Source organism: Paenibacillus sp. OK060 (assembly GCF_900101205.1).
GTDB classification, from domain to species: Bacteria; Bacillota; Bacilli; order Paenibacillales; family Paenibacillaceae; genus Paenibacillus; species Paenibacillus marchantiae.
The window spans coordinates 1,366,974-1,377,952 of record NZ_FNFR01000001.1 but is presented as its reverse complement, the minus strand read 5'-3'; the positions used below and the strand labels follow the sequence as shown (position 1 = coordinate 1,377,952).

Sequence of the window (10,979 nt, the reverse complement as noted above, 5' to 3'; positions counted from 1 at the left end):
TCAACTCCTTTATCACCGGGTCTCATCCGAAGTTATATTAAGGTTCTGCATGGCAAAATATCGTTTGACATCCTCAATCATCTGGTTAATATGATTCACCATTGCAGCTTCAGCCTGTTCCGGGGAGCCTGCTGCTACTGCCTCAAGAATCCGCTGGTGGTCCACGACCAGTTCACTACCTACTCTTTGCCTAATATAAGCTGTTTCCAGGAAATCACGGCTTGTCTCCCAGACGAGTTCAACCGCATGCAGCAGAATCTGGTTTTGAGCCGCATAAGCCAGCAGCCTGTGAAATTCCCGGTCCTCCTCGTAAGGAATAATATTCTGGGAAAGCAATTGATGCTGTGTAGCAATAGAGGCTTCCAGTAGCACTATGTATTCTTTGGAGGCTCGTTGTGCTGCCAGGGAAGCAATTTCCCGTTCCAGAGCCCTTCTGGCTACAAGGACATCAAGCAGAGCCTTTTCACCGGAATGGTTCAGCATCTGAATGAGCTGGGAATTTACACTTTTTTGCTGTAAATCCTTCTCCAGAATCTTGATTCGTTCCAGCCCCTGTTCGGTCAGAACCCTTCCCCTCCGGCCCTCCAGTATCGTGAAACCTTCAACGTCCATCTCCATAAGTCTTCTTCCGATTGTAGCCTGACTTAGACCGTACGTTTTGCCCAGGGTATGAACCAACGTGCTGGCCCCGATGGGAGCGCTCGCGTCCCGAAGCTGCTTCAGCAGTTCGTATTCCAACTCCAATTCGTTTAGCTCAGGACCCACTAAATTCACTCCTCATATTTAAATAATTGTAGTTCTTTTTGTTGTTACTCACTGATGATTAACGACAGTATACCTTCAATCGACAATAATTTCAATAATTCTTACCCAATTACTATGTATTATTTTTTCCACCATGTACTCCCCGTTTGATCCAAAATAAAAAAAGAGCAATTCACATCCTGTATTCCAGATTTTTTTCTGGAGGACGTAATCTGCTCTTTGTTGAGATAACCTTTAAATTTCGTTTAATTATAAATATTCATTTACGACTTGAGTTGTTGCAGCAGCTGTACGCGGTAGGTTTCACTTTCAAGAGATTGGATCTCCTTGTATTCTTCCGCAGTAAGCACTTTAGGCTCCCCTGCTGCCTTGGCGATCATGTACACCTTGGCGCTTTCCTCCACCACCTGGGTGCGGTAGTAGGCTTCGCGCAGGTTTTTACCTGTCGTGACCAATCCGTGGTTAACCAGAATAAGCGCTGTGTGCTCTTCAACCTTGGCAGCCACCGCATCAGCAAGAAGTTTGGTTGTGGGCAGAACATAAGGGACAAAGCCAATATCGCCTACCAGTGCCGACTGATCAGGGAACAAATGAGGCAATTCATCGAAAACGAGACTCAGGGCGATGGTGTATGCCGGATGTGTATGCACAATGGCTTGAATGTCAGGGTTGACCCGATAGCTATACAGATGCATCAACACCTCGGAGGAAGGGCGTGTTGATCCCGCACGTGTCTCTCCTGTCGCAATATCAATCGCGATCCATTCGTCAGGTTCCAGATCCTCTAGTGCGTAACCACTCGGCGAAAGAAGCATCGTTCCTTCGAAACGGGCGCTCAGATTTCCCCCAGGTCCTACCACCAGTCCCTGAGCAACCGCTCTGCGGGCATATTTGGTCAATTCTTCCCTTACCTGTTGTTCAGACATGTTCTGCTCCACTCCTTTGATTTTTCTTTTTAAGCATTTTACAAAATGCTCATCTAATTGGATTTGCTCGCCAATGTTTGATTCAGGTTTTGGTATCTTACGTAGGCTTCCTGCCATCTTGCGGTGTCTTCTGGCTCATAGGTTTCGGGAGAAAAGGAAGAAGCCATAACTTCTCGCACCTCGGACAAGCTGCTCACTTCGCCATGTGCCAGAAATTGCAGCATGCAATTTCCGGCTGAAGTTGCCTCGGCAGGACCCGCTATCACCGGAATCCCTGCTGCATTCGCCGTAAATTGACACAATAAGCGATTATGCACACCGCCACCGACCATATGAATCACCCGTGGCCGAGTGCCTGTAATTAGCTCCAGTTCATCCAGAGTCTGTCTGAACTCCAGTGCCAAACTTTCGAGAATACAACGTACAATGGCTCCGGTCGTTTCAGGTATTGCTTGCTCGCTAACACTGCACTGTTGCCGGATTCGCTCTGGCATATCGCCTGGTGCCAAATACACCCCGTCTCCGGGCGATACATAACATTGGTGAGCGGTTGCCGAAGCAGCGAGCTGGACCAGTTCCTCATGGGTAAAACGTTGATTCTCCCGTTCCCACTGCCGTTTGCACTCCTGCAATAACCACAGGCCTGAGCGATTCTTCAAGGTTCGCACTTTGCCATTTACCGTGCCCTCATTGGTGAACCCTAGTTGACGACTACGATTATCCAATACAGGAATGTCACGTTCCACGCCCATGAGAGACCAGGTGCCACAGCTAATAAAGGCAAATTCCGAATCTGTCGCAGGAATGGCTGCTAATGCAGATGCTGTATCATGTGAACCTACAGATATCACTTGCATCGGTTCAATCTTCAACTCTGCACACAAGTCATCCGTTAACTGCCCCAGCACCGTGCCTGGCTGTACGAGTGGTGGGAATAACGTCTCAGGGATACCCAGTCGGCCAATCAATTGTTCATTCCATCGAGCATCTCCGGCATGCAATAGTCCGCTTGTACTGGCAATTGTGTACTCGCAGGCCTGCTGACCAGATAGATAATAGTTAAATAAATCCGGCATTAATAACATGCGCACATCTGGCAGCAGACCTTCCGAGTGCTCGCGCACACTTCCAAGCAGTTGAAATACGGTATTTATCTGTTGTGGCAGGACACCGGACATGGAATAAAGCTCTTCTTCATTCACCATGCGCAGGGCTTCTTCCATCCACTTTGCATTACGCGATTCCCGGTAATGGCGGGGGTTGAAGCATAATCTTCCCTCCCCGTCCACTAATCCATAGTCGACTCCCCACGTATCCACAGCGATGGAACGGACCGGTTGGGAGATGCCTTGTATGCCCTTTACAATCCCTTGTTTCAGTTCGTGGAAAAGTCGCAGGAAATCCCAGTACAATCCATCTCCCAGGTGTACAGGATCGTTACTGAATCGATGCACTTCCTCTAACGAGAGCTTACTCCCATCAAAGGACCCACGGACCACCCGGCCGCTTCCGGCGCCGTAATCGGCAGCAAGCACATGTGTTGCCTGAGTTCCCATCTCTAATGCCTCCTTCGCTTCCGCGACAAGCCGTTTGGATGTTAACGATACAACGGTCCAAAGACGCTGCATGCCCGGTAATCGGCACTTTCCGGTTCACTTGTGCCGAACAGTCCCCAGGCACGTGGACGGAAAATCTCGGATTCCGGTACATTATGCATACTCACTGGGATACGAAGCATGGAGGCCAGTGTTAGCAAATCCCCTCCGATATGTCCATAAGAGATGGAGCCATGGTTCGCGCCCCATTGATTCATTACTTCATAGACCGAAGTAAAAGCCCCTGAGCCCGTCAGAACAGGTGCAAACCAGGTGGAAGGCCAAGTCGGATCTGTCCGCTGATCCAGCGTATCGTGCACATCCTCAGGCAGGTCGACGGTGTAACCTTGAGCCACTTGCAGTACTGGCCCTAGTCCTTTAACCAAATTGAGACGCGTCATCGTAACAGGCATGCCGCCCTTGGTCAGGAAATCAGCCGAATAGCCGCCGCCCCGGAAATATTCCACGGATGCCGGCCGCCATGAGGTGGCTTTCAGGCAGTCCTGAACCTCTTCGTCTGTAATTTCCCAGAAAGGCTTGAGCACAGGCTCACCCGCTCTTGATTGTTGCCCTGTACCATCCAATGCCGCAGAACCGGAGTTGATCAGATGCAAAATACCGTCCTTTGCGTTTCCTTCCAGCTGGTGCCCTGTCACGCGTTTTACCGAATCCGGGCTCCAATAGGTGCGTACATCTGCGAAGATCTGCGCGGTATGTGTAAGCAGGGAACCAAATAACATCGACACACCATTCAGGCTGTCGTTCTCTGTTGCCACCAGATAAGGCGAGCGTTTGCCATTCCAGTCAAAGGAAGAATTCAGGATGGATTCCAGAAAATCTCCGTTGGGTGAATGATCCGTCCACTGTCGTTGTCCCTGAAATCCGGAGACAATCGCGTGGTGGCCCATAGATTCTTCAGTGAATCCCAGCTCCGCAAGCTTCGGATTGCCAGCCATCAGGTCACGTACGATCTGCGTCATTTTCACAACCGTTTCCCATTCATACTCTTTGCGTTTGCGGTCTGTCTGCAGATGGGCAGGATTGTTGTCCGGTCCTTCACTACAGTTCTCCTTCACCCATGCTAGCGCCAGCTTATACTCCTCAGGATCGTAGATTTCTTCTTCTATACGACGAGTCAGTTCACTCATATCCACATATTCGTTCCGCATGCCCAGATACTCCTGGAAAAAAGAATCGTTCACGATGGAGCCGGCAATACCCATGGATACCGAGCCGATAGACAGATAAGCACGTCCCTTCAAGGTTGCAGCGGCAAGACCCGCACGGCTGAAGCGAAGCAATTTCTCACGAACGTCATCAGGAATCGTCGTATCTCCTCCATCCTGCACATCCTCGCCATAGATACCAAAAGCCGGAATCCCCTTCTGTGCATGGGCAGAGAGCACTGCTGCCAGATATACTGCACCCGGACGTTCGGTTCCATTAAAGCCCCAGATAGCTTTAGGAATAGAAGGAGACATATCCATCGTTTCTGTTCCATAACACCAGCATGGTGTAACGGTAATGGTCACGCCCACGTTGGAGCGACTGAATAGTTCCGCTGCTGCCGCTGCCTCGTTCACACCGCCAATACAGGACTCGGCAACGACGCATTCTACCGGCGAACCATCGGGATACCGAAGTTCTGTTGCGAGCAGCTCGGCAACGGACGTCGCCATGCGCATCGTCTGCTCTTCCAATGATTCACGAACACCCTTGCGTCTTCCGTCAATCGTGGGACGAATACCAATCTTGGGAAATGCCTGTTTATAACGATAATCCTGATGTGTCATACTAAAACGTCCTCCTTCAATGGTTTCATAGAATAGGTACGAATTACTTGTGACTTGTCCGTGTGTATTTTGTTGGGGCAAATTATGGATTCTGTTCCTTCTCTTCACCGATACCCGAGGTAACACAATAGCATTGCATGCCAACGGTCAGTTCTTTTTCTCATTATGAATGCGTTTACAAATAATTAGTTTAATAAACCGCTCTATATTATTGACTCCGTTATGCTGTCCTATTATGGAGTGTGAAGGAAGCGATGTGAGCAAAATGAAGAGCGGTGAGACTGAAATAAATCAACTTTTTTTATGCTTAGGGTTATCGGTAACCCTAAGATAGCATGAGCCTATCTTGCTGTCAATCGGCATTATCCTATAGAATGGAAAGACTATGTTGCGGAAAGGTTAGATCCTATTGATTACCATTTATGATATTGCCAAAAAAGCCAACGTCTCCGCCATGACCGTCTCCAAAGTCATTAATCAAACAGGTCGTATTAGCCCGGCGACACGCGAGCGTGTACAACAGGTCATCGAAGAACTTGGTTACATACCCAACTCGAATGCGCGCAGTCTTGTGCTGCAACGGACTCATATGCTGTCACTGCTGATTACGGATATTACGAACCCCTTCTATACAACGCTGGCCCGGGGGGCTGAGGACGCTGCAAATCTGCGTGGTTATCGCCTCTTGTTCAGCAATAGCGACGAGGATTACGACAAGGAGAAAAATTATGTGGAAACCATTCTGTCGACTCGCGTCGATGGTGTGCTGTTTGCACCTGCAGGGGACCGATCGCTGAGTCACTTGAAGCAGCTGCAGGAACGCAGCATTCCATTTGTTATTTTGGACCGAACTGTTCCGGGAATCACATCTGACGTTATCGCTGGGGACAGCCGAGACGGTGCGCTTCAATTGATTCGATATCTGACGAATCTGGGACACCGCTGCATTGCTCTGGTTAATGGTTCTTCCGAGGTTTCGACTGCGCGGCTGCGAGAAGAAGGATACATGGAGGGACTCTTGGAAGCCCAGCTGCCCTTTGATGAAGGATTAATCCTTCGAACAGGCTACCGGGATTTCAGCGATGAAGTGGGTATCGACAGTTTGCTTGCACATCAGCAAAAACCTACAGCCATATTTGCAGCAAACAACATGCTCGCCATAGGCGTCATTCGACTTTTACGTAAACGGGGGCTGCGTGTGCCTGAAGACATCTCGGTCGTCTGTTTTGATGACCTGGATTTGGCTTCTGCCTTTGATCCCTTTCTCACGGTTGCTGCACAGCCTGCCTATGATTTTGGTGCCATCGGCATGCAAATGCTGATTGACCGAATTGAAGGCAAGGCTCCTGAGGAACCACAGACCGTCATTATGCCATCGGAGCTGCGTATTCGCGCTTCGGCCTCTGTACCTTGCGAATAAAGAGGAAATTCAATCGTAGACCAACCCTGACTTGAGAGAAACTGTTTTGTTGAAGCAAATACAAACAGGACGCATCGGAGAATATCTCTCTGACTGCGTCCTGTTTTTTTATGAAATGTACCTCTTATATATGGAATCTATCCCTCAGATTGAAGGGCCAGAGCGACTTCCCGAACCAGACCCGGGAACCAATCCATTAATGCTTCGAACGTATATCCCGCCTGCTCTGCTTTGGATGTATCCATTGTCCAGGATTCCGAAATTCCAAAGGGTGACATGTCCTCTTTGATCGTTTCGGTCAGTACCTGAGATTGCATGCCTGTTACCGTTTCGATCAAATGCATCATGGCGGAAAGTGTTATCGCCCCTTTGGACGCTGCATTCACAGGTCCAGTAATGGATGAATGTCCAAGCCAAGCGAGAAATCTCGCGGCTTCGGTGGAATTGATAAATCCAATCTCGGCGTTCGGATTGGGCATGCCGATAGGTTTTCCTTTTTGCACATGTTCAATATGAAAATGAAGTCTTCGCGTGTAATCATCAATCCCGAGTACAATTGGTATGCGCATCGCTGCAACCGGGAAATCCGCTTCCTGGAAAAATACAGCTTCCGCTAGACGTTTACCCTCGCCATAGGAGAAATCTTCGTGGCTTCCGTATTGCACCGGGTAGGTGTATGGATCGAAATCGGCTTCGGTAAATCCAGGTTTGGGCTCTCCATATACCGAGAGCGTTGATGTCAAAATGTATCTTTGGGTACGTCCCGCAAAAGCTTCACAAGCCGACTTCGCGGCATCTGGCGAGTAGCAGATGTTGTCATAGACAATATCCCACATGTCGGTCTGGGCAACCTCGGCAAGAGATTTCGGGTCTTCACGATCCATTTTAATCCGGTTGACCTCAGGCCCAAAGTCTACATCCGTTTTGCCGCGAGTTGCGACTGTGATCTGAGACTTTCCTTCCCACAGCAAATGATCAACCAGACGTTTGCCGAAGAACCGTGTCCCACCAAGTATAAGTACTTTTTTCATCCGATAAAACCTCCTAACCTCTTCTGGTCATGCGTATCTTATTAAAACCTCCATATGAATGAAGTGCTGTCTGTGCTGTTGCAATTCAGGTATGTTTACCGGGATTTCACAATATGGAGCATCGTATGTGCTCCCCGCTGGAATTCGTATGAAGTTTTCTCTTCAGAAGTAATATATCCGCGTTCTTCCAGTATAGCCTTTAGTTCATCCATGTGCTCATAACGTTTGCCAGACAAGTCTACTGTAGGGAAGATACGCAGCTCCCGCTTGGTTACTCGCAACAGCTCAAGGATCGTCTGTAGATGGAATTCGGCATTCAGGCGATCTGCATACGTAAACAGGAAATGTGCTGACAATGTTAGGTCGAATTGTTCATCGGCAAAAGGTAACTCCGGCAGTACAGAAGCCACATAACGGTCAGGGAAACGTTTCATATCCGCTACACAGTATGTGATTGCACGTCTACGTTCTTCTTTCAAGCCTTGAATAGAACCGAAATCATCCCATCTATATTTGTCTTGTACGTGTTCCATTTGTTTCATCGTATGTTCAATATCCTGAAGTCCCTTCACTTCCAGTTGGCTGATCTCATGTTCATAGGCGATATCCGCTGCCATGGGATCTGCACCCCACTCTCGCGCATGGCTACTGAATGAACAAGCCCCACCCGGACAATCGAGAATGGACTTACCTTTAATTTCTTCCACGGTCAGGTTGAACATCTTCATATATTCCTCGAAGGTTCGCCCGATAAAAATAATCTGTGCCAGCTCCAGGCCGGCTACTCTGCTCTTCTGCTCATCTCTGCTCATCTCGTCTCAGCTCACTTTCCAGAATTAATCATTAGGAAAAACAAGACCAATCTGCTGCCGGATCTGATCCATCACCTGCATGGTAACGTAGGAACGTTCATACGTGTTCATATCCGATTCCTTTTTGCCCTGCTGAATCAGATTGACAAACTCCTCCACCTCATAATACATCGACGGATGAATTTGCTCGGCAGTGAGTTTTTCCACCGTACCATCATTGTAGCGTATCTCCGCATGTTCCGGTGAACCAATTTTGTCAATGAGGATGCTGCCGCGTTCGCCCATAATTTCACTTGGAACGTGAGAATTGGAGATTTTGGAGTACGTCACTACCGCTTCCATCTCATCATAATTCAGAATAACACTGCCTTGTCCATCTACCCCTGATTCCAGCATCAATGCCTGGGACTGAACTTGTTTAGGCTCGCCAAACAACGTAATCAATGGATAGAGACAATACACACCAAGATCCATTAACGCTCCATTAGCAAGATCGGGTTTGAACGCATTCAGGACGATTCCTTCCTTATACTTGTCGTACCGGGAAGAGTACTGGCAATAGCTCGCCACATATTTACGTACCGGGCCAATTTTATGTAGGTGAGATTGAACCAATTTGAACGAGGGAACAAGGGTCGATTTCATGGCCTCCATGAGCAGAACTCCATGTTCTTTCGCTGTATCAATCATACGACGGACCTCTGCTCCATTGGCGGCCAAAGGCTTCTCGCACAGTACATGTTTGCCGTTTCTCAAAAACAACTCTGCCTGCTCCGCATGAAAGGTATTCGGTGTAGCAATGTACACGGCATCGAGCCCGTCACTCGCAGCCATCTCTTCCAGGTTGGTGAATCGAAGTGCAGCGTGATATTGATCTGCAAATGCATTAGCTTTATCTTCAGTTCTTGAGTACACGGCGGTCAATTCGAATCCTTCGACTTGTGCAGCGGCCTCAAGAAGTCTCTCTGTAATCCAGTTGGTACCTACCACTCCAAAACGAACCATTCAATCTACCTCTTTCGTAAATAAATTTCACGCTTAAACAGCTTGCCATCCTGTACATTGTAGCCTATATTTCAACCAGATTGAAGGGATGTCCATTTCCAACATATTGATATCTTGCTTTTTTGTTTGAAACTTCGTCGATCTCCATAAATCAAGGGTATAATGAGACTTGAGGTGATTCTTTTGGAAAGTCACAATTCCTATCAATCAGATTCAGTTCCTATAGATGACAAACAGTGGAATGCCATTATCCACAACGATAGCAGCTTTGATGGAAAATTCTATTACGGTGTCAAAACAACAGGCATCTTTTGCCGACCTTCCTGCAAGTCGAAAGCACCCAAATATGAGAATGTCTCTATATTTAACAATCCTGAAGAAGCTTTGGCGCGACATTTCCGTCCATGCAAACGGTGCAAACCAACGGGCGAGCGAGTTCCCGATCAGGAATGGATTTCCGTTGTAACAGACTATATTGAACATCATTATGCCGAGCCCCTTACACTTGATATTCTAGCAAATGTGAGTCACGGTAGTCCGTATCATCTGCATCGGGTGTTCAAACGGATTACCGGCCTAACTCCGGTGGAGTATATTCAGGAAAAACGAGTCACCGAAGCCCGGAAATTGCTTGAAAGCACCCGGCTTACCGTCACAGATATCGGTCGACAGGTTGGCATAGCCAATCCGGCGTATTTTATTACTGTATTTCGAAAACATACAGGATGCACACCTGCCAATTATCGTGAACAAAGGCGTGATCAATTATGAAGACCAGCTTAGTATACAAAGTACCCAAAACGTTGCTGAACAAAGGAACCGGGTTCCTTAATGGTTATACGCATACGCTGAATCCCTACACAGGCTGCGCTTTTGGCTGTTCCTACTGTTATGTCAGGCAAATGCCCGTATCTTTATTTCGCAAAGAGCCATGGGGCAGCTGGGTTGATGTGAAACAGGAAGCCGCCAATGTGTTTGCCAAGGAGCTGAAGCGTGCGAGATCGAAAGGTAAAGTCACTATTTTTATGTCATCTAGTACAGACCCGTATCAGCCCGTTGAATATAAGGAGCAAATCACGCGGTCTTTGCTAGAAGTCATGGCTGAGCATCCACCCGATTTTATATTGGTTCAAACCCGAAGCCCATTGGTGACCCGAGATATCGATCTGCTGCAAAAGTTGGGTGACCGGGTCCGGGTTAGCATGACCGTGGAAACGGATCTGGATGATATCCGCAAGCAGTTCAGTCCTTCAGCTCCGCCAATCGCGGGCAGATTGCGTGCCCTGGAACAACTGCAAGATGCCGGTATCCCCACACAAGCTGCTATTGCGCCAGTATTGCCCAGCAGCGAAAGCTTTGCAGCCATTCTGAGGCCGCTTGTTGATCGTATATGCATTGATGATTACTTTATGGGAGATGGCAGTGAGGGCAAGCGAACCCGGAGACTTGGCATGAAGCCACTTTACGAACAAGTGGGCAAGGAAGATTGGTTCAGTCCTGAGGCATACAAAATGGTAGTCGAGCGAATGAAGGCGCATTTTGAGGAACATGAAATATGGATTAGCCAGGCAGGATTCGAACCCTAATCATGCTTGATATAAATTGAAAATAGCCCTGCTTCCCACGTATCGG

The 10,979-nt window shown here is 48.1% G+C and carries 10 protein-coding genes; 3 read left to right on the top strand and 7 right to left on the bottom strand.

Features of this window, described 5'->3' with window-relative positions; translation table 11 throughout:
* Window positions 1-12 precede the first annotated feature (12 nt).
* From BLS14_RS05975 to BLS14_RS05960, 4 genes are all read right to left on the bottom strand, one after another.
* Window positions 13-765: a FadR/GntR family transcriptional regulator gene (locus BLS14_RS05975; RefSeq protein WP_090950051.1), complete on the bottom strand. Its 753-nt coding sequence runs from the start codon at window positions 763-765 to the stop codon at window positions 13-15.
* A 263-nt stretch (window positions 766-1,028) separates the two neighbouring features.
* A complete protein-coding gene (locus tag BLS14_RS05970) occupies window positions 1,029-1,691 on the bottom strand; it encodes a class II aldolase/adducin family protein (RefSeq protein WP_090806437.1) in 663 nt (220 codons plus the stop codon).
* A 53-nt stretch (window positions 1,692-1,744) separates the two neighbouring features.
* Entirely contained in the window at window positions 1,745-3,319 is a 1,575-nt protein-coding gene (locus BLS14_RS05965) for a rhamnulokinase (protein ID WP_256336169.1), read from the bottom strand.
* Window positions 3,289-5,079 carry an L-fucose isomerase gene (locus tag BLS14_RS05960; protein WP_090950046.1) on the bottom strand — a complete coding sequence of 597 codons (1,791 nt, stop codon included), beginning with the start codon at window positions 5,077-5,079 and terminating at the stop codon, window positions 3,289-3,291. The genes BLS14_RS05965 and BLS14_RS05960 overlap by 31 nt, the downstream gene beginning before the upstream one ends.
* 409 nt (window positions 5,080-5,488) lie before the next feature.
* Here BLS14_RS05960 and BLS14_RS05955 point away from each other — a divergent pair, with 409 nt between their 5' ends.
* Window positions 5,489-6,499: a LacI family DNA-binding transcriptional regulator gene (locus BLS14_RS05955; RefSeq protein WP_090950043.1), complete on the top strand. Its 1,011-nt coding sequence runs from the start codon at window positions 5,489-5,491 to the stop codon at window positions 6,497-6,499.
* A 137-nt stretch (window positions 6,500-6,636) separates the two neighbouring features.
* Here BLS14_RS05955 and BLS14_RS05950 read toward each other — a convergent pair whose 3' ends face one another.
* From BLS14_RS05950 to BLS14_RS05940, 3 genes are all read right to left on the bottom strand, one after another.
* Window positions 6,637-7,530 carry an NAD-dependent epimerase/dehydratase family protein gene (locus BLS14_RS05950; protein WP_064638142.1) on the bottom strand — a complete coding sequence of 298 codons (894 nt, stop codon included), beginning with the start codon at window positions 7,528-7,530 and terminating at the stop codon, window positions 6,637-6,639.
* A gap of 95 nt (window positions 7,531-7,625) precedes the next feature.
* Window positions 7,626-8,342 carry a class I SAM-dependent methyltransferase gene (locus BLS14_RS05945; RefSeq protein ID WP_090950040.1) on the bottom strand — a complete coding sequence of 239 codons (717 nt, stop codon included), beginning with the start codon at window positions 8,340-8,342 and terminating at the stop codon, window positions 7,626-7,628.
* Window positions 8,343-8,366: 24 nt separating this feature from the next.
* The gene (locus tag BLS14_RS05940) at window positions 8,367-9,347 is read right to left on the bottom strand and encodes a Gfo/Idh/MocA family protein (protein ID WP_090950038.1); all 981 of its coding nucleotides are present in this window, start codon (window positions 9,345-9,347) and stop codon (window positions 8,367-8,369) included.
* Between the two features lie 174 nt (window positions 9,348-9,521).
* On the opposite strand from BLS14_RS05940, the gene BLS14_RS05935 reads away from it, so the two are divergent.
* Window positions 9,522-10,118 (top strand): bifunctional transcriptional activator/DNA repair enzyme AdaA, encoded by a 597-nt coding sequence (locus BLS14_RS05935; RefSeq protein WP_306291816.1) that lies wholly within the window; start codon window positions 9,522-9,524, stop codon window positions 10,116-10,118.
* Window positions 10,115-10,933, top strand: a complete 819-nt coding sequence (locus BLS14_RS05930; protein ID WP_090950036.1) for an SPL family radical SAM protein — start codon at window positions 10,115-10,117, stop codon at window positions 10,931-10,933. Before BLS14_RS05935 ends, BLS14_RS05930 begins: the two co-directional genes overlap by 4 nt.
* Window positions 10,934-10,979: the final 46 nt, after the last annotated feature.

Coding starts and splice junctions, on each gene's coding strand:
- BLS14_RS05960 (WP_090950046.1), bottom strand. CDS start 5,079: ATGACACATCAGGATTATCGTTATAAACAGGCATTTCCCAAGATTGGT.
- BLS14_RS05950 (WP_064638142.1), bottom strand. CDS start 7,530: ATGAAAAAAGTACTTATACTTGGTGGGACACGGTTCTTCGGCAAACGT.
- BLS14_RS05945 (WP_090950040.1), bottom strand. CDS start 8,342: ATGAGCAGAGATGAGCAGAAGAGCAGAGTAGCCGGCCTGGAGCTGGCA.
- BLS14_RS05965 (WP_256336169.1), bottom strand. CDS start 3,319: ATGCAGCGTCTTTGGACCGTTGTATCGTTAACATCCAAACGGCTTGTC.
- BLS14_RS05970 (WP_090806437.1), bottom strand. CDS start 1,691: ATGTCTGAACAACAGGTAAGGGAAGAATTGACCAAATATGCCCGCAGA.
- BLS14_RS05940 (WP_090950038.1), bottom strand. CDS start 9,347: ATGGTTCGTTTTGGAGTGGTAGGTACCAACTGGATTACAGAGAGACTT.
- BLS14_RS05930 (WP_090950036.1), top strand. CDS start 10,115: ATGAAGACCAGCTTAGTATACAAAGTACCCAAAACGTTGCTGAACAAA.